The organism is Bacteroides sp. f07, assembly GCF_042854785.1.
Classification (GTDB): domain Bacteria; phylum Bacteroidota; class Bacteroidia; order Bacteroidales; family Bacteroidaceae; genus Bacteroides.
Genome location: NZ_BAABXI010000001.1, coordinates 2,968,053 through 2,988,758, shown reverse-complemented (window position 1 = coordinate 2,988,758; position 20,706 = coordinate 2,968,053). Strand labels below are relative to the sequence as shown.

15 protein-coding genes, 1 tRNA gene and 3 pseudogenes are annotated in these 20,706 nt (G+C 44.0%); 8 read left to right on the top strand and 11 right to left on the bottom strand.

The annotated features are described in order from the left end of the window. Positions 1-159: 159 nt before the first annotated feature. Positions 160-2,346 carry a transcription termination factor Rho gene (gene rho, locus ACGHVY_RS12325; protein WP_390599317.1) on the bottom strand — a complete coding sequence of 729 codons (2,187 nt, stop codon included), beginning with the start codon at positions 2,344-2,346 and terminating at the stop codon, positions 160-162. Between the two features lie 234 nt (positions 2,347-2,580). Between rho and ACGHVY_RS12320 the strand changes: the two genes are divergently transcribed. Further along, positions 2,581-3,417 carry a 4Fe-4S dicluster domain-containing protein gene (locus tag ACGHVY_RS12320; RefSeq protein ID WP_308746756.1) on the top strand — a complete coding sequence of 279 codons (837 nt, stop codon included), beginning with the start codon at positions 2,581-2,583 and terminating at the stop codon, positions 3,415-3,417. Here the strand turns inward: ACGHVY_RS12320 and tilS are convergent. Next, positions 3,402-4,682, bottom strand: a complete 1,281-nt coding sequence (gene tilS, locus ACGHVY_RS12315; protein WP_390599316.1) for a tRNA lysidine(34) synthetase TilS — start codon at positions 4,680-4,682, stop codon at positions 3,402-3,404. The genes ACGHVY_RS12320 and tilS overlap by 16 nt on opposite strands. Before the next feature lie 166 nt (positions 4,683-4,848). Here tilS and feoB point away from each other — a divergent pair, with 166 nt between their 5' ends. From feoB to ACGHVY_RS12300, 3 genes are all read left to right on the top strand, one after another. Then, positions 4,849-7,335, top strand: a complete 2,487-nt coding sequence (feoB, locus tag ACGHVY_RS12310) for a ferrous iron transport protein B (protein ID WP_308746754.1) — start codon at positions 4,849-4,851, stop codon at positions 7,333-7,335. Further along, on the top strand, positions 7,332-7,547 hold the full coding sequence (locus ACGHVY_RS12305) for a hypothetical protein (protein WP_390599315.1): 216 nt from the start codon (positions 7,332-7,334) through the stop codon (positions 7,545-7,547). Before feoB ends, ACGHVY_RS12305 begins: the two co-directional genes overlap by 4 nt. A gap of 51 nt (positions 7,548-7,598) precedes the next feature. Further along, a tRNA-Cys gene (locus ACGHVY_RS12300) sits at positions 7,599-7,670 on the top strand. Between the two features lie 81 nt (positions 7,671-7,751). On the opposite strand, the pseudogene ACGHVY_RS12295 reads toward ACGHVY_RS12300, so the two are convergent. Then, positions 7,752-8,168: pseudogene (locus tag ACGHVY_RS12295) on the bottom strand (transposase); the annotation flags it as partial. A gap of 118 nt (positions 8,169-8,286) precedes the next feature. On the opposite strand from ACGHVY_RS12295, the gene ACGHVY_RS12290 reads away from it, so the two are divergent. Then, positions 8,287-8,619, top strand: coding sequence for a hypothetical protein (locus tag ACGHVY_RS12290; RefSeq protein WP_390599314.1), 333 nt, complete (start codon positions 8,287-8,289; stop codon positions 8,617-8,619). Further along, entirely contained in the window at positions 8,585-9,580 is a 996-nt protein-coding gene (locus tag ACGHVY_RS12285; protein WP_390599313.1) for a transposase, read from the top strand. The genes ACGHVY_RS12290 and ACGHVY_RS12285 overlap by 35 nt, the downstream gene beginning before the upstream one ends. A 23-nt stretch (positions 9,581-9,603) precedes the next feature. Here the strand turns inward: ACGHVY_RS12285 and ACGHVY_RS12280 are convergent. Continuing rightward, a pseudogene (locus tag ACGHVY_RS12280) lies at positions 9,604-10,857 on the bottom strand (IS1182 family transposase); the annotation flags it as partial. 421 nt (positions 10,858-11,278) lie between these two features. Here ACGHVY_RS12280 and ACGHVY_RS12275 point away from each other — a divergent pair. After that, positions 11,279-11,544 (top strand): annotated as a pseudogene (locus ACGHVY_RS12275) (Fic family protein); the annotation flags it as partial. Positions 11,545-11,577: 33 nt separating this feature from the next. On the opposite strand, the gene ACGHVY_RS12270 reads toward ACGHVY_RS12275, so the two are convergent. The 7 genes from ACGHVY_RS12270 to cdd form a co-directional block, all read right to left on the bottom strand. After that, positions 11,578-12,750 (bottom strand): DUF418 domain-containing protein, encoded by a 1,173-nt coding sequence (locus ACGHVY_RS12270; protein ID WP_390599312.1) that lies wholly within the window; start codon positions 12,748-12,750, stop codon positions 11,578-11,580. Between the two features lie 114 nt (positions 12,751-12,864). Then, on the bottom strand, positions 12,865-13,689 hold the full coding sequence (nudC, locus tag ACGHVY_RS12265) for an NAD(+) diphosphatase (RefSeq protein WP_390599682.1): 825 nt from the start codon (positions 13,687-13,689) through the stop codon (positions 12,865-12,867). Between the two features lie 49 nt (positions 13,690-13,738). After that, a complete protein-coding gene (locus tag ACGHVY_RS12260; protein ID WP_390599311.1) occupies positions 13,739-15,421 on the bottom strand; it encodes an ABC-F family ATP-binding cassette domain-containing protein in 1,683 nt (560 codons plus the stop codon). Between the two features lie 794 nt (positions 15,422-16,215). Continuing rightward, on the bottom strand, positions 16,216-17,589 hold the full coding sequence (locus ACGHVY_RS12255; protein WP_390599310.1) for an FAD-dependent oxidoreductase: 1,374 nt from the start codon (positions 17,587-17,589) through the stop codon (positions 16,216-16,218). Positions 17,590-17,687: 98 nt separating this feature from the next. After that, positions 17,688-18,269: a DUF417 family protein gene (locus ACGHVY_RS12250; protein WP_308746537.1), complete on the bottom strand. Its 582-nt coding sequence runs from the start codon at positions 18,267-18,269 to the stop codon at positions 17,688-17,690. 87 nt (positions 18,270-18,356) lie between these two features. Continuing rightward, positions 18,357-19,196 (bottom strand): helix-turn-helix domain-containing protein, encoded by an 840-nt coding sequence (locus ACGHVY_RS12245; protein WP_308746538.1) that lies wholly within the window; start codon positions 19,194-19,196, stop codon positions 18,357-18,359. A 2-nt stretch (positions 19,197-19,198) separates the two neighbouring features. Next, the gene (gene cdd, locus ACGHVY_RS12240; protein ID WP_390599309.1) at positions 19,199-19,681 is read right to left on the bottom strand and encodes a cytidine deaminase; all 483 of its coding nucleotides are present in this window, start codon (positions 19,679-19,681) and stop codon (positions 19,199-19,201) included. 110 nt (positions 19,682-19,791) lie between these two features. On the opposite strand from cdd, the gene ACGHVY_RS12235 reads away from it, so the two are divergent. Next, entirely contained in the window at positions 19,792-20,697 is a 906-nt protein-coding gene (locus ACGHVY_RS12235) for a glucosaminidase domain-containing protein (RefSeq protein WP_308746554.1), read from the top strand. Positions 20,698-20,706 lie beyond the last annotated feature (9 nt).

The following is a 20,706-nucleotide window of genomic DNA, read 5'->3' as shown; positions in this document are numbered from 1 at the left end:
GGGGGCGCAAATAAAATTTAATATATAAATAAAGTACGGATTATATGGAAATCGCGGTTTTGGTAAAATAAGAACTGCGCTATCCGTATAATCCGTGCCTGAATAATAGTGGTTAGGATGTTTTTTATGTCCTGGTCACTATTTATCGTTTTCCGTTGATTAGCTATTCATGCTCATCAGGAACTCGTCGTTGTCTCTGGTTTTTTCCAAACGGTCTTTTACGAAATCCATTGCTTCGATCGGATTCATGTCGGCAAGATATTTGCGTAAGATCCACATACGGTCAAGCGTTGTCTTGTCAAGCAGCAGGTCGTCGCGACGAGTGCTGGATGCGGTAATGTTGACAGCAGGGAAGATACGTTTGTTGGACAGGTTGCGGTCGAGCTGCAACTCCATGTTACCTGTACCCTTGAACTCTTCGAAGATAACTTCGTCCATCTTGGAGCCGGTGTCGATTAGGGCGGTAGCGATGATGGTCAGTGAGCCGCCGTTCTCTATATTACGTGCAGCGCCGAAGAAACGTTTGGGCTTGTGCAGTGCATTAGCGTCAACACCACCGGAAAGCACTTTGCCGGATGCCGGAGAAACTGTATTGTATGCACGTGCCAGGCGGGTAATAGAATCGAGGAAGATAACTACATCGTGACCGCACTCTACCAGGCGTTTTGCTTTTTCCAGTACGATACCTGCGATTTTCACGTGGCGTTCTGCCGGTTCGTCGAAAGTGGAGGCGATAACTTCCGCATTGACGCTGCGTGCCATGTCGGTTACTTCTTCAGGACGTTCGTCAATCAACAGCATAATCATGTACACTTCCGGATGGTTGGCTGCGATTGCGTTGGCGATATCTTTCATCAAGATAGTCTTACCGGTCTTTGGCTGGGCTACGATCAATGCACGCTGGCCTTTACCGATCGGAGCGAAAAGGTCTACGACACGGGCTGACATGGAGTCTGAATAACCGCCTTTGCAAAGTTTGAACTTTTCATCCGGGAAGAGAGGTGTCAGGTGTTCGAAAGGAACGCGGTCGCGAACAAAAGCTGCGTCACGTCCGTTGATTTTCGATACTTTGACCAGCGGGAAATATTTTTCTCCTTCTTTGGGCGGGCGGATAACGCCTTCTACTACGTCACCGGTCTTCAGACCGAACAGTTTGATTTGTGACTGTGATACGTAGATGTCGTCCGGAGAAGAAAGATAGTTGTAATCGGAAGAACGCAGGAATCCGTATCCGTCCTGCATGATTTCCAAAACGCCTACTCCATTGAGGATATCGTCAAATTCGTAAGGTTTTTCGCGTTCAATAACTTTGCGCTCCTGCGGTTGTTGTGCCGGAAGGTGTTCGTTTGCATTGTTCTGCTGAGTGGCACGCGGCATAGGCAGGCGCTGTTGGTTCTGATTCTGGTTATTGTTACGCTGGAAATTATTGTTGTTGGTAGCGTTATTGTTATTATTGTTGTTGTCACGCGGGCGAACAATGCGCGGACGTTGCTGCTGCGATTGCTGCTGTTGTTGGGATTGCTGCTGCTGGGAATGAGACGGTTGTTCGGGTGCAACCTGTATCGGTTCTGTCTTGGTAGCCTCGAATTTACCGAACAATTCGGTAGGGAGCTCTATTTTTTCAGAAGGCAGATCTTCGATTGGAATGAAATCATCATCGTCTGCACTGGACAGGATATTGCTTTCTTCGTCAATAACAGGTGCAACTTTTTTTTGTGGTTTTGCTATTACTTTCTTCTCGGCATCAGGCTTGTTTGCTTCTGCAACCGGCTTATTGGTTGTCTCCTTCTTTTCAGCAGGTTGTTGTGCCGGAACTGCTTTCTGTGCAGTCTCAGCAGGTTTTGCTGCTGCGACAACAGGTTTAGCTTCCGCTTCTTTGACAGCTACTGCCGGCTTAACATTCTCTACTTCTTTTTTCTCAGTAGTGTCAGCATTCTTGCGTGGACGGCCTACTTTACGTTTGGGAGCGGCAGCATTTTCAGCTTTGGCTTCAACGGCAGGAGTTTCTTTTTCTTTGTTTGTACCAGCCTCTTTGGAAGGTTGTGCCTTAGCAGGAGTAGTCTCTTTGGCTTTTGTAATTTCTCCGCCCTTGGTTGCGGAAGCCGCCTTGTCTTCTTTCTTGGCAGGAGTTACACGCGGTGAACGTTTTTTCTTATCGTCTTTGCGCTCTTCTTTGAGCTTGTCTGCGGCCACTTTCTTGGTAGCTCCTACAATTGCCTGTTCATCGAGTATTTTATAAACAAGGTCTTCTTTTTTGAATGAGTCTGCTTTTTTTATGCCTAAATCTTTGGCAATAATTTGAAGCTCCGACAGATCTTTGTCGTTTAATTGGATAATGTTATACATATAGTATGGTAAGTTATTAATATTTCTTTTAGCTGAATTACGGACAGCATTACTACAGCTTATAGCTACAGATATGCAAGCATACGTTTTGTTTTTTATTATGAATTAGGGATGTATGTGTTGAATCGTAGAATGTTTCAACGGGGCAAAGATAATAATTTTTTTTGGTTTCATGAACAATCAACCATTTTTTTCCACGTAAAAGTGTATCTTTGCTAGATAAAAGAAAATAGTATGACAGTAAATGAAGCTTATTTAATTTATTTTTCGCCTACACATACATCAAAACAAATAGCTGAGGCGATTGTTCACGGAGCAGGCATAAAAAATATTCTTCCCATAAATGTCACTCAACAGGCTACTGAGGAAATTGTAATTCCTGCGTCTGCATTGGCTATTATTGTGGTTCCTGTGTATGGGGGGCATGTGGCTCCTTTGGCAATGGAACGTTTGCAGGGTATCCGCGGTCTGGATACTCCCACCGTTCTTGTAGTGGTTTATGGAAACCGCGCTTACGAAAAAGCTTTAATGGAGTTGGATGCTTTTGCCGTACCGCATGGTATGAAGGTGATTGCCGGGGCGACTTTTATCGGAGAACATTCGTATAGTACCGATGAACACCCGATTGCTGTCGGACGTCCTAATGACTCTGATCTGGCTTTTGCTGCGGAATTTGGGAAAAAGATTATGGAGAAAATAAACGCGGCCGGTAATATGGATACTCTTTATCCGGTAGATGTACGCGCTATTAAACGTCCGGGACAACCTTTCTTTCCTTTGTTCCGTTTTCTGAGAAAGGTCATTAAATTGCGTAAAAGCGGTACACCGCTTCCCCGCACTCCTTGGGTGGAAGATGAAAACTTATGTACTCATTGCGGATTATGCGTGGTTCGTTGTCCGGCAGGAGCTATTACCAAGGGTGACGAGTTGCATACGGATGAGGCCAAATGTATTAAATGTTGTGCTTGCGTAAAGGCTTGCACAAAAAAGGCCAGAGTATATGATACTCCTTTTGCTGCCTTGCTGTCTGATTGTTTTAAGAAACAGAAATTACCTCAGACTATTTTATAGATAACGACACGTTTGGTCGTTTCATCAATACGGAAGCGGTTATCTGTCCGTTCACCTATCAGCCACGCAATGCGTTCTCCGCAACAGAGTACCCACTGGCGTTCTTTCTGTCTGATAGAAAATTTGCGGTCGGTCAGATAATCGCTTATTTTTTTCTTTCCTTTCATTCCGAAAGGGATAAAAGTATCTCCTGTCTGCCATTTCCGGTAAGAAATTTCTTCATTCAGCTTGTCTGCATCAAAACAGGCAATTCCTTTTTCTCGTGGAATTTGAAAGTCTGATGTATATTCTTTTTCCTCTTTGATGATTTGGAAAGGGAGTCCCTCTCTGTTTCCCGGCCGGATGCTTTCTAATAAAAGGAGTTCCCTGTCTTTGATTACTCTCCATTCTTTGCTGTTGAACTGCTTTCCCGGTTGTCCGTGAAGTGAGTTGGCAATATCTCTGATTTGTGCGGAGTTGAAGCCCAGAGGATGCAGGAGTTCAAACAAAAGAGCTTCGGGTGCCGGCTCTTTTAATAATTCGTGGATTCGGATGCCTTCTGTCGTGACTATCCTTGCTTTGGCTTCTTCTGTATACCTATTATATATAACAGATATGTCATTCAGATAATTACTTGTTTCTATCAGGCTGTTTTTTACCGATGGATTCATGGTCTGCATGAGAGGAAGGAGGTTGAGCCGGATTTTATTACGGGTGTATTCGTCTTCCAGATTGGTGCTGTCTGTCACATAATCCTGCCCGATGCTTTGCAGGTAATGCAGGATTTCTTCCCGGTTGATACAAAGTAAAGGGCGCACGATTACTCCATTGCGGGGACGTATTCCTAATAATCCGGTAATTCCTGTTCCACGGATTAGATTCAGCAATATCGTTTCCACGCTATCGTCTTGATGGTGGGCAACGGCTATGACATCGGCCTGGCATTCGTTTCTTATTTCTTCGAACCAGTTGTAACGTAATTCTCGGGCGGCCATTTCGATGGAAATATGTTTTTCGGCTGCATATCGGGTAGTGTCAAAATCAACAGTGTGCAGGCGGATTTCATATTTTCTGCATAGTTGGCGGACAAATTGCTCGTCGCGGTTCGATTCTTCACCGCGCAAATGGAAGTTGCAATGTGCAGCTTCGCAATGATAGCCTGCTGCATGAAGGATGCATAACAATGCTACCGAGTCGGCACCGCCGCTCAATGCTACCAGAATCTTACTGTCGGAAGAAAATAAATCTTCTTTATCTATATACTGTATAATTCGTTGTTGTATCATATGCTGCAAAGATAATAGTTTATTAAAGTATCTCAAGTGAATGGGCATTGTTTTTAGTTGCAGGCAGTGGGTTTTAGAAATTGAAAATACCTGTTATTTAAAAACAATCTAAATAATTTGCGTGCTCCGAAGTTATGAATTATCTTTGCCGAAAATTTTGAGTGTTATGCGTTTGTCCGAATTGAAAACAGGCGAAAAAGGTGTCATCGTTAAGGTATTGGGGCACGGTGGTTTTCGTAAACGTATTGTGGAGATGGGTTTTATTAAAGGTAAGACAGTTGAAGTGCTGTTGAACGCTCCACTGAAGGATCCCATTAAATATAAAGTTCTGGGTTATGAAATATCTCTTCGTCGTCAGGAAGCTGAGATGATTGAAGTGGTCAGTGAAGAGGAAGCTAAAAAACTGGCTGAAGAGACTATTTACCATGAAGGGCTGCCTGAAGATATATCTGTAAAAGAAGAAGAGATGAAACGGTTGGCGTTAGGTAAACGTCGTACCATCAATGTGGCGTTGGTCGGAAATCCGAACAGTGGCAAGACTTCTTTGTTTAACCTGGCTTCCGGTGCGCATGAGCATGTCGGCAATTATAGTGGTGTGACGGTAGATGCCAAAGAGGGGTATTTCGACTTTGAAGGTTATCATTTCCGCATTGTCGATTTGCCGGGAACTTATTCTTTGTCTGCATATACACCGGAAGAGATTTATGTCCGCCGTCATATTATCGACGAAACTCCGGATGTCATTATTAATGTGGTAGACTCTTCCAATCTGGAAAGGAATTTATATCTGACTACTCAACTGATCGACATGAATGTCCGTATGGTGGTAGCTCTGAATATTTATGATGAACTGGAAGCCAGTGGAAATACATTGGATTATCATTTGTTGAGCAAATTGTTCGGAGTTCCGATGCTACCTACGGTAAGTAAGAGAAATCGCGGACTGGATACGCTGTTCCATGTTGTCATCAATCTCTATGAAGGGGTGGATTTCTTTGACAAACAGGGAAATATGAATCCGGAAGTGCTTAAAGACCTGACCGAATGGCATGATTCCCTGGAAGACCGGAAAAAACATGAAGAAGAGCATTTGGAAGATTATGTGCGGGAACATAAGAAAACCGGACGTGTATTCCGGCATATTCACATCAATCATGGTCCCGATTTGGAGAAAGCGATTGATGCTGTAAAAGAAGAGGTTTCCAAGAACGAGTTTATCCGCCATAAATATTCCACTCGTTTTCTGTCTATTAAGCTGTTGGAGAACGATCCGGACATAGAGAGTTTCGTGCGTACTTTGCCGAATGCGGAAGCTATTCTCAGTATTCGTGATAAAATGGCTAAACGTATTCAGAGCACGATGAATGAAGATTGTGAATCGGCTATTACGGATGCAAAATATGGTTTTATCAGCGGTGCTCTGAAAGAGACGTTTACTGACAACCACTTGGAACAGGCGCAGACAACAAAAGTACTGGATGCTATTGTCACTCATCGTATTTGGGGGTACCCTATCTTTTTCCTTTTCATGTATCTGATGTTCGAGGGTACGTTTGTGCTTGGAGAGTATCCGATGATGGGAATTGAGTGGCTGGTGGAGCAGATTGGCGATTTGATTCGCAATAATATGTCTGAAGGACCGCTGAAAGATATGCTGGTTGACGGTATTGTCGGTGGAGTAGGGGGCGTTATTGTCTTCTTGCCGAATATTCTTATTCTGTATTTTTGCATTTCGTTGATGGAAGATTCGGGATATATGGCACGTGCCGCATTTATTATGGATAAGATTATGCATAAGATGGGATTGCACGGGAAGTCGTTTATTCCGTTGATTATGGGATTCGGATGTAATGTGCCTGCTATTATGGCTTCGCGTACGATTGAGAATCGGAAAAGTCGCCTTATTACGATGCTGGTGAATCCGTTGATGTCTTGCAGTGCTCGCCTGCCTATCTATTTGTTGTTGGTAGGGGCTTTCTTCCCGAACAATGCCAGTCTGGTGTTGTTAAGTATTTATGCGATTGGGATATTTCTGGCTGTGCTATTGGCGCGTTTGTTCAGCAAGTTTTTGGTGAAGGGTGACGATACTCCGTTTGTGATGGAGCTTCCGCCCTATCGGATGCCGACAGCTAAATCAATCTTTCGTCATACATGGGAGAAAGGAGCCCAGTATTTGAAGAAGATGGGAGGAATTATTATGATTGCTTCTATTATCATTTGGTTCTTAGGGTATTATCCGAATCATGACGCATATGAGACGGTAGCCGAACAGCAGGAAAATTCTTATATAGGTCAGCTTGGCCGTGCGATAGAGCCGGTGATTGCGCCTATGGGGTTTGACTGGAAACTGGGTATCGGCTTGATTTCGGGAGTAGGAGCGAAAGAGTTGGTTGTAAGTACGTTGGGAGTTTTGTATGTAGACGATCCGGAAGCCGATGAAGCCAGTTTGGCGGAGCGGATACCGATAACTCCACTGGTTGCTTTCTGTTATATGTTGTTTGTGCTGATTTACTTTCCGTGTATTGCGGCATTGGCGGCTATCAAGCAGGAGTCCGGTAGTTGGAAGTGGGCACTCTTTGCTGCTGGTTACACAACGGCATTAGCTTGGCTTATTTCATTCGCGGTTTATCAGATTGGAGGACTATTTGTATGAATAATTGGCAGGAATGGGTGGTCGGAGTACTGATTGTACTCTGTATTGCCCGGGTCATATACGGGATTTATATTTTTTTTCGTCGCACGCGCGAAAGCGCTAATCCTTGCGATAGCTGTGTAAGTGGCTGTGAATTAAAGGATATGATGGAGAAGAAGAGACATGAATGTGGTGTAAAGAAAAAAAGTACAAAGAAAAATTGCTGCGGATAGTTGGTAATTTCAAAATTTGTACTACCTTTGCAACCGCAAACGAGAAATTACGGTTCCTTGGATGAGTGGCTTAGTCAGCGGTCTGCAAAACCGTGTACGGCGGTTCGAATCCGCCAGGAACCTCTGTAACCAGTGAAGGGGGTGTGTCAAAACTAAGGCACATCTCCTTTTTTATCTTAAAATAGTCGTTCCTCTTTTTTTTGTCTATGCGACTATTTTTTCAGTAATTAGGTAATAAGGCTTAATATTCGTCGTATGTTGAGTCACAGGTGGTCTGATAAAGATAAATATAGTGTGTTCACTCCTTCTCTTTCCTGCTTTTAGTAGTTTTGTACACATCTTTTTGATATTAAAAGCTATAGCAAAGAAGGCAACGTCCATTGTAACCTTGTCTTCTCCCACATGCCGGAACCTTCTGTATGCCATGTTGTGTTTCATTTGTCCAAAAACTGCTTCCGGTTCTATACATCGCCTTCCCCTATGCCTGATGCCTTCTTCCGAGAGTAACCTTTCCCGTGCCTGCCGTTTGTATTGGTTTAACCGGTGATTAACTTCTATAATACGGTTCCCCCGGGCTTTAAAGCAACTGCCACGTAAAGGACACCCTTCGCATCTTTGTGGGCGCATGGTAATAAACCTGTGTATGTGAGATGAAATTTTTACCTTTGCAGAAGTAAAAAGAACTGCAATGGAAAAGAATCCGTATATAGAACTGGCCGAGTGCCTGCTGCCCGAGGAAATGGTTGAATACTTTGAAGTGGTCAAGGTTGAAAAAACCAAAGAAACACTTGATGTGACACTGGAAGAACGTGACAATGGAGTTGACGGCTATGAGGCCGGACAGCTACGTCCCAACGGGTTCTACGAGGAAAGCACAGTGCGGGACTACCCGGTCAGAGGCCGGAAGATGACCTTTCACGTCAAGCGTCGCCGTTGGGTTGAGATTGAGACAGGTAAGAGCGTTTCAAAACGCTGGGACATAGTAGCTGAAGGCACCCGCTTCTCGAAAGAGTTCGCGGCTTTTTTAAAAGGTATGCTTGGACAGATACCCGATTACGGGCCGCTCTCTTGAGTGGTTCTTCGATATTGACGGAGACCTGTTCGAGCGTCAGTACAAACGCCATCTGAGCGGTTACTGGCAATGGAAAGACACCGCAGAGGGACTACATGCCGAGCAATGGCGTGTCTTCCCTGAAAACATCGGAGAACACCTGAGTATTGATGAGACATCATTGAGTAATGGCGAACTATATACGATTGTTACCAACAAAGCAGCTCACGGGCGAAAACATTCCATAGTGGCCATAGTACTTGGAACTGACTCTGATACGGTACTGCACGCATTAAGACAGATTAACAGTCGTCTGCGCAACAAGGTGATTGAGATAACTCTTGATCTGGCCGACAGCATGCACCGTATATGCCGCTATGCTTTCCCTAGGGCAAAGCGCGTTATTGACCGCTTTCATGTTCAGAAGCTGGCGCTGGAAGCCGTGCAGGAGATACGCATCAAGCATCGCTGGGACGCCGTAAATGCTGATACCGAAGCGCGTGAACAAGCAAAATTATCAGGCGAGAAGTATGTGCCTGAACGGCTTCCAAATGGCGACACTCTCAAGGAGCTACTTGCCCGTGGACGTTATGCATTGTTCAAATCCCCTGATAAATGGACTGAATCCCAACGGCAGCGCATTGATCTGATGTTCTCGCTCTATCCTGATCTTAAAGAGGCATACTGGTTATCTCAGCATCTCAGAGCAATATTTTCTAGCAAGAAATCCACTCCCGATACCGCCCGGCTCAATCTTGCTCGTTGGTATAATAAGGTGGCTGAATCAGGTTTTAAGTCTTTCAACACCATCGCTGCTACCTTTTACGAACACTCCGATGAAATAATAAACTTCTTTGATAACCGATCTACAAACGCATCCGCCGAGTCCATCAACTCTAAAATAAAGGCATTCAGAGCCAAACTACACGGTGTCAACGATACTAAATTCTTTATCTTCCGCCTTTGCAATCTATACGCATAAACACAGGTTTATTACCATGCGCCTCTTTGTGCTTTATAGCGGGCACTTTCGGTGATGTATCCGCTAGCTGTTTTGTCACGTCTGGTTCCTATACGGTTCATGTGCTGCCCCATAGGACAAACGTAATAATCCTCCTCCGCATTGTAATGGAGACTCTCCGTATGGAATGGATTGGGAGTATAACGGGGACGCTGTTCTTTATGGAAGTAGTTGTACTTGACAAAGGCTTCTATCCCATTATCTTGCATGAACCGGTAATTTTCTTCCGAGCCGTAACCGGAATCTGCCACACCCACAGTTGGTAAGCGGTTATAGCGTTGCTCAAAGGAGTGGAAGAAAGGCATGAGGGTCAGTGTATCGGTTGGGTTGGGAAACAGTCGGAAGTCTATGAGGAATTGGTTCTGGGTGCCTATTTGCAGATTATATCCGGGCTTGGTCTGCCCGTTTCTCATGGCGTCTTCTTTCATGCGCATGAAGGTGGCATCAGGATCGGTCTTGGAATAGGAGTTGCGTTCTCCAAGAGTGTCAAGATGGTTGTCGTATTCCATCAACTTGTCACGGTACTCCTCTAGTTCCCGGACTTGTTTCTTCTTTTCCCGGATGACTTTCTTTTGTTCCTTGTCCTTTGTTACAGGCTGGTGTTCCAGCACCTCTTTAAGTTCATTCACTATATCTGAGAGCATGGCGGGTGTGAACTCTACGGGAGTGTCTTTGGCGGAGTTCTCTTGGGCTATGGCTTCATCCACCTGCTCCAGGAGAATGCGGATCTTATCCATCAGCTTTGTACGGTTCTTTTCGACTGTCTTGCGCCAGACAAAAGTATATTTGTTGGCTCTGGACTCAATCTTGGTACCGTCGATATACTCTACGTCAAGGCTGATGAAACCTTTGTCGGCAAGGACAAGAACCAACTGCGTAAATACATTATTTATCTCTTCTTTTACACGATTACGGAAACGGTTGATGGTAATAAAATCCGGATGTTCATTACCGGAAAGCCAGATATAATGAATGTCACGCAGGAGAAGCTTCTCTATTTTGCGGCACGAATAGATATTGTTCATATAGGCATAGATAATCACTTTAAGCATCATTTTAGGATGATAAGGACAACGACCGGTTGCTTTATAAAGCTTCTTGAAATTGTCAAGATTGAGATTATCAACAACAGTATTAACTATGCGAACCGGATCGTTCGCTGCTATGTTTTCATCAATTCTTCCGGGAAAAAGAACTGTTTGGTTGGGAATGTAAGGACGAAAATGTAACTTTGCCATAACGAAAACTTTATGCCTAAAGATACAAAAACTTTGGGTAATAACAAAGCCCGGGCTTGTGAAAGTCTGGGCTTTGTGCATAAAAAAGGTTGTGCCAACGTTTTGACACAACCTCTTTTGTTTTTCAACTACTTACGTTCTCTGTGGTGGATAACATTATATCTGTTTATTATATACGCCAACTAACACTTCATCTATTTCTCTATTGCATAAATCTGTATTCTTATGCTGCCAATTTTCATATCCATCTTGATTAATACTATAAGTCTTCTCTACATTCTATTCAGGAGGCTTTGGTAACTTCTTATCCAATACTCTTTCCATTATCTTTTCGATTGCGGATTCCGTAGTTACAATTACTGTTTCCATACTTCTACTTTTTGAATAAGCAAGTGGAACGAATTAAAGAAATAGAATAACCATGAATGAAGATATAAATGTTATGCTGAAAGAGGTAGATGTTCTTAAAGAACAGCTACCGGCTTTACGTCCATTGCCCGAAGAAGCCTTGAAAAAGATTCAGGATGCTTTGGATATTGAATACACCTACGAAAGTAATCGTATAGAAGGCAACACGCTCACTTTACAGGAAACACCCTTGTAGTGAATGAAGGCGTTACTATTTCGGGGAAATCCATGCGTGAACATTTGGAGGCAATCAATCATGCGGAAGCTATCAGCTATATATAATTCAAATCATTCTATTTATATGTTCTTACATTATTTGTTCCCTATCCAAGTCCATTTATGCCATATTGTCTCCAACGGCCCTTGTTTATGTTTGGACAGCCACCATTTACAGAATTGAACCTGCAATATGCAAAGAACAATGCCAATAACCAGGCTTAGAGTATATCCGCAATAAGGAGCCAGATAGAATCCGAATGGGAAATAGATAATGGCGCCCAGGATAGATTGGGAAATATAGTTTGTCAGACTCATCTTACCGTAGAAGCGCAGGTTGGAGGCGGCTTTTTGAAACTTGGTTTTCTGATAAAGCAAGATGAAAGAAGAAATTAATACGATAGTGAACGCGAATTTCTGCCACATATCAAAAGCGGTACCTACTGTCTGTTGAATCAGGCTGCTGTCACTCTGCATGATTTGCTCTTTCAAAGAGTAAAGAGGAGCGAAGCTGATAGCAGCGATGATGAGCGCTTTCACCCAGAATTTCAGATGAGATTCGGTGGTGACGAACAACTGTTTGCGTCCGATATACAGACCGAACAGGAAAAGTCCGGCAGTCTGTAAGAAACGTCCGGCGCCAATAGCCCAGAATAGGCTGGCTTTCTGCCCCAAAGTGACATTACCTATCAGGAACTCCCAGAAGTTTCCGTCTTTGGTGTAGGCAGCCACTTCGGCATACATCGCTCCGACGTTTAAGTCGGGCAGGGTATAGGCAGGGTTGAAAAGGCTCATAATGTAGTGGAACCATTCAATAGGTTGCAGCGAGAACAGGATAGCAGTGATTAAAATAGCCTTATCGCTCCATTTGCGTACGATAAACAGTACGATGCCGACTACAACAAACAAAAGCAGGACATCACCTGCCGGGAAAAAGGCAGCGTTAAGAGTGGCAAAGCCTGCCAGCAATACCATTCTCCATAAAAAACGGTAGCCGAAGTCTTTTCCTTTCAATTGCTGGTTGTGCGACTGGATATAGAAGGTGAATCCGAAAAGCAGGGCGAAGATGGCATAAGATTTTCCTGCAAACAGTGAGAATATTGCGTTAAATACCCCGGCATCCAAAATGGTGAGCCATTCGGGAGAACTTTCCGGATAGACGGGAAAAATGAAATGCTCCAGGTTATGTACCAAGAGGATAGCCATGACGGCAAAGCCTCTGAGAGCGTCTACTACTTCAATTCGCGGTGTTTTTGTTGATAATTCCATGAGGTTGTTTTATGATTGTTTTTTCCGATTCCATGTGGCCGAAAGTTCTTCCTGCGACTTGTCGGATACCGGATAATATTGTCGGATACCTTTGATAATGTTTTCCATACCTGCTTATTTGTTAGGACATTCCAGCCACCAGTCAATCATCTTCCGTGCAAGGCTCAGCTTTCGGGGAAGTTCCGGCAGGTTGTCCCGTGTGTAGAAATCTCCGGAGCTTAACTCTTCCTCTTGCAGTTTGATTTCTCCACCGGCGTAATCTGCGATAAAGCCGACCATCAGTCCGCTGGGATACGGCCATGCCTGATTGCCGAAATAAGTAATATTCTTCACGTCCAGTCCTGTTTCCTCTTTCACCTCACGTGCTACACATTCCTCTAATGTCTCTCCGGTTTCCAGGAATCCGGCAACGAGACTGTTGAATGTTCCTTTGAAGTTACGGGCATGGACAAGGAGCAAAGAATCTTCTTTTCTCACTAAGACGAGCACTGCGGTTGAAATGGAAGGATATACTTCCCGACCGCACTTCGGACAACGTTTCATGATGTCCTCTTTCTGTTCCATAGGAGTGCCGCAGGCAGAGCAAAAACGACTGTTTCTGTCCCAGTGCAGAATCTCGTGCGCTTTTCCCGCCGCCTGATAATGAGCCGGCGGGAGGTACTCATAAGAGGCACGAAGCCCTATCATTGCATATTGTGCTGATTCTTCAATGGGTGAAGAGAGGGAAAAAGATTTGCAGTTCTTTCCCTCTAGTGTCGTTATAGTATGTACCGTAGTTTCTTCTTTAATAACGATAGGCGGAATCTCTCCATAGGGAAGGGCAAATATACCCTTCCCTTTCTTTTCAAGTAATAGCTGGTCTTTATAAAAGACAAACCACCATGATTGTGCTGTTTGACTCATTTTATTTTTTTCTTTTGTTTTGCGCTGCGAAGGTATAAAAAACTGTATTGATATTTGAGACTTTATCGGATAAAATATCAATGGATTAACTTAATACAATACGTTGGTCGATACCGATTTCCCGAATGAAATAATTATCGTGTGAAATGGCTATGACAGTACCTGCATAATTCTTGATAGTCGCAGTGATGATTTCAATGCTCTGTATATCCAGATTATTGGTCGGTTCGTCCAGGATAAACATATCGGGTGTATTATTGCTAATCATCAGGCAGCAGAAAGCGAGCCGCATCTTCTCACCGCCGCTTAGTTTCCGGCAGGATTTATCCCATTCGGATGCGGGAAACAGGTAACGGTTCAGAATAATCTTTATTTCGTGCTCCGGCAGGTTCCGGCTGTTGAAAGCGTAAGCCTGTTCGAGGATACTATTCCGGTCGTCGATGATAGAGTATTCCTGATTCAGATAAACGTAAGAGAAATCTGCCCGTGTGAGCGTTCCTTCCTGTGGCTCGAGTTGTCCGGTGATGATTTTCAGAAGAGTGGTTTTTCCGCTGCCGTTGGTTCCTTCTATGCGGAGACGGTCGCCGCTCTTTAGTTGAAAACTGATGGGAGCTTGCCAAAGCAGTTGCGCTGGCAGGTTGCTGCTGTTGCTGCTGTCGAAGGTATTATTTTCACTTGGATTATCATTCTCGTTTTGACTATCATTGTCGTTCTGGTTAGGATAATAACCGAAATTAATGTTTTTCGCTGTAACTAACGTTTTCCCGTTGTGCAGGGAAGAACTGTTGAAATCAGTTTTTAGCGCAGCCGTTGGAGAGAGTGAACCTCGAAGTTGGTTGCGTTCATCAGTCAGCTTTTCGGCTTTCTCCTGATGGACGCCGTTTAGTTTGCTGGTGCTTTTCTCTGATTTTCCCTGCAACGCATTTAGTACGATGCGTGGAACGCCTTTTTTAATATTGGCTTTTTCGCCACGCACATTTTGTTTATCCCTTCGCTCTGCCGTTTCACGGGCTACCTTGCGGGCTGCCCGCAGCGCTTTTTCTTTTTCATCGATACGTTGCTGCAAGGCTTCCTGCATCAGGGCTTTCTGTTCTTTGTAAAATTCGTAATTCCCACCGTAATACGTGATTTGATGTTTCTCCAGTTCGCAAATTTCGGGAAGAAGATTGAGTAAGGTACGGTCATGGCTCACTACCAGCAATGTTGAGCGCCATTTCTCTACCCAATCATACAAACGTTGCCTGCCCGAAGAATCGAGATGATTCGTAGGTTCATCCATGAGGATGACAGATGGGGTGTGAATATCCATACCCGCTAAAAAGACACGGGTCTTTTCTCCGCCACTGAGCAGATGCAGCGGGTAGGATAGGGGAAACTGCCCTATCTCCCACGAATCGAGGGCGGCGATGGAACGTTCCTCGATATTCCAGTCATCATCCAGTAGTGTGAAATTCTCTGTTGAGGCATCTCCTTCCAGAATAGCGTGTAGGGCTTTTTGCTTGCTGTCTATATGTAAGGCTTGGGCGATAGTTAATGAATTATATTGTCCAAAATGTTGTGGAATGTAATAAAGGTCGTCCGGTCGGACAATGACACCGGAAGACGGTGATAATTGTCCGGCAATAATTTGCATCAGGGTCGATTTACCACAGCCGTTGTTGCCGACTAATCCCAGTTTTTGCCCTTTACTGATGGCAAAGTTGAGGTCACTGAATAATACTTCTTTATCCGGATGGATATAGCTGATTTGTTGAATACTTATAGGCATGGTTGTCTATTGGGTTTGAAGTGAAAGAAATAGTGAAAGATAATCACGGGGAAGGGGGCGACAAACACAATACTGGCTAAACAACACGGATTTCGTGATGCTTAACGATAAGTCAAAAGCATAAATGAAAAGTGATGTTTACTTAGAAGTGTTGTCTTACTTGGAAATTCTCATTGTAGTAAGTATATAGTTTAACTTGGCCGCAAAGATAACACTTTCCGGTAAAATCCGATGCAGTTTCGGCAGAAATGTTTTTTTAGAAGTTCTGTTTACTCAAATCAGAGCCTCTATTTACTTAATTCAGAGGCTCTATTTGCTTAATTTAGAACCTCTGTTTGCTTGGTTTACAGATTCTATTTGTTCGTTTTGCAGACTTTATGGCTTACACGAAGCTGGTAATTCTTCTATTCCTACTATTGTAGCTTTTCAAACTAGCCGTAAATCATGTACAGAACATTAAGAGAAAAGTTGCTTTCCATTAATAAGAAAGTTCCGGTTATTAGGAAGTAAAGTTGTTTTGTACTAATAACAAACTATAAATGAAACTTGCATTTATAAAAACAAAGCTTTCATTTATAAAAATAGAACTTGCATTTATAAAAACAAAAGCTTTGTTTATAGTTTGAGATTAGTGCATAAAAAGTTTAGTACTAATCCAAAACAAGTTTGCTGGTAAGCTATATGAAGTTTGTTACTAATTGATTGGCTCATACGCTATACCTTTCCATACAGAAAGAAGGCTTTCAACGATATCGCTGAAAGCCTTTATCCTTTTGCTCCCTTTTGCTACGTCTTTATACATCAAATAATTGATTCAATCCTTCGCTCATGCTGGGATGAGTGAAGATAAAATCGCGTAGAAAAGCAGTCTCTTGCCCTGTCTTCATAGCCAAAGCTACGATATTTATTATTTCCGGGGCATCGGCACAAAACAGCGTGCATCCCATAATCTTTCCGCTGTGACTGTTCACAATAGCTTTCAGCATACCGTCCGTCTGTTGCAATGTGCGCGAGCGGACTACGGAAGTAGCCGGTAAACGGGAAATCTTGAAAGAATAACCTCTTTTCAGGGCTTCTTCTTCGGTGAGACCGATGTGAGCCAGCGGCGGGTCGATAAATACTGCATACTGCACAGGATTACGGTCGCCGATGTCCCGTTTTTTATCTCCGAAGAGTTGGTCGCGGATAATCCGGAAGTCATCCAGTGAAAGATAAGTAAATTGCGATCCGCCCTTCACGTCGCCCATTGCCCATACATGAGGAACAGTGGTACGCAACTGATCGTTTACTACGATAGCTCCGTGTGCATCCACTTCCACTCCTGCCGCTTGCAGGTTCAAGCCTTCAATCATAGGTTTTCGTCCGGTGGCGATGAGGATAGCGTCACCGTCCACAAAGTAAGGAGTGCTGTCGGACACGTCCGAATAAGTCAGCGTCACACCGTCATTGGTATCATGGATGGACTGTGCACGGGCATTGAGATGAATTTCTATTCCTTTCCTTTCCATCACTTCTCTGACGCTTTGGGCAATATCCTGGTCGTTGCGGGGCATGAATCGGTCGCCACTTTCGAGGATAGTTACTTTACTGCCGAATCCGGTATACATCGACGCAAATTCCAGTCCGATATATCCGCCGCCAACGATAATCAAATGTTTGGGCAGGACATTCATATCCAAAAGAGTGGCGCTGGTGTACACATGTCGGCTTTCTTTGAGTCCGTCGATTGCCGGAATAATAGGAGTAGAGCCGGTATTGATGAAGATCTCTTTCCCTTGCAGTTCTATATCCCCGTCGGGGAGTGCCACTTTCAGGGTATTGGCAGATATAAAAGAAGCTGTTCCTGTGTAGACAGTCACGTTCGGGCGTTGGCTTAACTTTTTGTAATTACTCTCCCTGAGAAAAGAGGTCAGGCGGTTTTTGCGGGCAATAGCCTGTTTATACATGTTTGCCTGTTTCGGAAAATCTTCGTAATACAGCAGGGAAGAAATCTCCGCTTCATGTATCAGGGTTTTTGTCGGGATACAAGCAATGTTCGGACAAGAGCCCCCATACATCATATCGGAGCGTTCGATGACGGCAACCTGCCATCCTCGGTTTGAAAGTTCGGCAGCCAGAGTTTTCCCTGCCTTGCCGAACCCTATAATAATTGCATCATATTGTTTCATAACTTCTTTGTTTAACGATTTGTATTAGACTATATAACAGTCTGAAATACGATTTGTTCCGTGTCCCAAAGAAGTCAGAACTCTCTACAGTAGTATGATTAGTCTTTTTTAAGTGTTTTGAGTACGCGTTGTGACGAATCGGACAGAAGTACTACGGCGCTGGCTAGTATAACAATATCCTTAATCACCAATCGTCCCGCGCCGGACAGTAACGGGAAGCCGAACTCTTCGCCTCCCAGGTTGGGAACCCATACTTCGGGAGTTGTGACGAGGAAGGAGAGGGTGCCGAGCGTCATGATAATAGCCAGAGTATCGCCTATCAGCCCTGCTTTCGAGGAGAAGATTCCCAGGAATACCAGGATACCTATACTCATGATGAGAGCTCCCAGTCCATAAGAGAAAGTGTATGTATTGTTTGCTTCATGCCATGCGCGATTTTCCGGTACAAAAGCGCCTTCCGCATTTTTGTGTTCCTTGTATTCGGGAGCTCCTTTGGCATAGAAGAAACTCATGAACGGACTGTTGGCCACAAACGGAACAATCCCGTCGGCTTCATAATGGAAATACTTCAATCCGCCTATCCATACGAATACCACCAGGATAGCTACTCGGATAAACTTGATACCGAAACTTTTCAGACTTGAAGTGAAGGTCAGTAAAGCGATAAATTTCTCTCTCATTTTGTAGGGTTTTAATTGGTTTAACTTACACCGCAAAGGTCGTGCTTTTCCGATACCCCCAAAATGGCAATACTTCCGTATCCCTTATCAATTCTTCCCTTCTTGCGTATTTCTGAACTGTCCGGCACTCTGTCCGGTCATATTTTTAAAGAAACGGCTGAAGGAAGCCTGGTCTTCGAATCCTAGAATATCAGCAATTTCCTTGGCGCTTTTGTTACTGTAAAGCAAGAGACGTTTGGCTTCCGCTTCCACTCGTTCGTGAATCACGCGGAGCGGAGAGGGCAGTTTGCAAGTCGAAAAGATATTTGATAGTGTCTTGGGTGATTTGTGTAGCATATCGGCATAATCCTGTACCTGCTTCTTTGTCCGATAATGTTCGTCAACCAGGTTATAGTATTGGCGTACAATCTCGAAACCGGATTCTTTTTCGCGGGTAATATTCATGCGATGGCGTGCAATCCGGGTACACTGGATGATGAACCGCTTCAGCAATATGCGCAGCATTTCTTCTTGCAAACTGTCGGAAACGGTGAACTCGTTTTCTAATGCTGCTGCGATGGTATCCAGTTCGATGCGCTCTGTCTCGTTCAGCGTGAAACGGATAAGATGGGACGAACCATTGAAGAGGAAACCGCTGCATGATACTTCATGGTCGTTTCCGTAGATACAGTAGAAATTACTGTTGAACAGCAAAGTCAGGTATTCTCCGTCAATTGATTTAAATTCGAGATGTTGCAGGTGGGTCAGTGAAATTACTTCATCTTTGGCAAGCACCATCTCCTGATGGTCTATCTCGACCGTGATGCTTCCGTTGCGTACCCATATGAACTTATATAGCCCTTTTTCTTTTTGCAATGCTTTCTCTGTCAGATAAGAATCTGTAAGCGCGAGTGTTCCTTTTAGTTTTGTGTGATATTGTTGTAGCATAGTTAGTCCTCCATTGCTGATGCATCAAATGATAGTGGCAGTAAATCGCCTATACTTTTTATTTCGTAAATACATTCCTTGCCGTAAAGCAAGATACGGATAGGCTGTCCGTATCGTTGTTCTGTTTCCAGAATCACTTGACGGCAAGCACCGCAGGGGGGAATCGGCTTGTCAATAAAATCCTTTTCCGTTCTTGCGGCAATGGCAAGAGTAACGACCGGCTGTTCGGGATACCGGGAATTGGCGTAGAACAGAGTTGTGCGTTCTGCACAAAGTCCCGACGGATAGGCGGCATTTTCCTGATTCGTTCCTGTCACAACGGTTCCGTTGCCTAATAGCGCGGCGGCACCCACCGAGAAATGAGAATAAGGAGCATAGCTGCGTGCTGTTGCATCCATGGCTGTTTTCATAAGTGCCTGGTCGGCCTCATTCAACTCATTATATTGATATACTTTGATAACTGCGGTAATTATGAGGTCTTTCATATGCGTTGAGGTATTTGTTTCTACAATTAATGTTACAAAGTTAGGAAAGAGATTGATAATCCCAATTATTTTTCAGATTTTTGTGTCCTATAATCCTCATCCGAATGAAAATGGAGAATAAATTGCATAGGCTTGTCTTTTTGACTGTCGTATTCTTTTTTGCCGCAGGAGTGCAAGCACAGAAACGGAATGCCCGTTATACCGAATATATAAATAAGTATAGTGACTTGGCTGTCGAACAAATGAAACTTCATAAGATTCCCGCCAGTATCACGTTGGCGCAGGGACTGCTGGAAAGCGGTGCCGGATATAGCCAGTTGGCACGAAAGAGCAACAACCATTTCGGCATCAAATGTGGCAGTAGCTGGCGGGGACGTACGGTGCGTCACGACGATGACGCGCGCAACGAATGTTTCCGTGCCTATAAACATCCACGTGACTCTTACGAAGACCATTCCGATTTTCTCAAAAGAGGTGCCCGTTATGCTTTTCTTTTCAAATTGGATATAACCGACTATAAAGGCTGGGCGCGTGGACTGAAAAAAGCAGGTTATGCCACCGATCCTTCCTATGCCAATCGTCTGATTACGATTATTGAAGACTACGACTTGTATAAATATGACCGCAAGGGTGTTTATTCAGAACGTAAACTGAGAAAGAATCCCTGGCTGATGAATCCGCATCAGATTTACATTGCCAATGACATAGCTTATGTCGTTGCCCGTAGTGGGGACACTTTCCAGGACTTGGGCAAGGAACTGGATATTAGCTGGAAAAAGCTCGTGAAGTACAACGACTTGCATCGCGAATATACCTTAATGGAAGGAGATGTCATCTACCTGAAAGCCAAAAAGAAGAAAGCGTCCAAACCTCATACTGTATATATTGTGAGAGACGGTGATTCCATGCACGGCATCTCTCAGAAATATGGTATCCGCCTTAAGAACTTGTATAAGATGAACCGCAAGGACGGTGACTATGTCCCTGAGGTGGGAGACAGGTTACGTCTGCGATAAGCCGCTTCT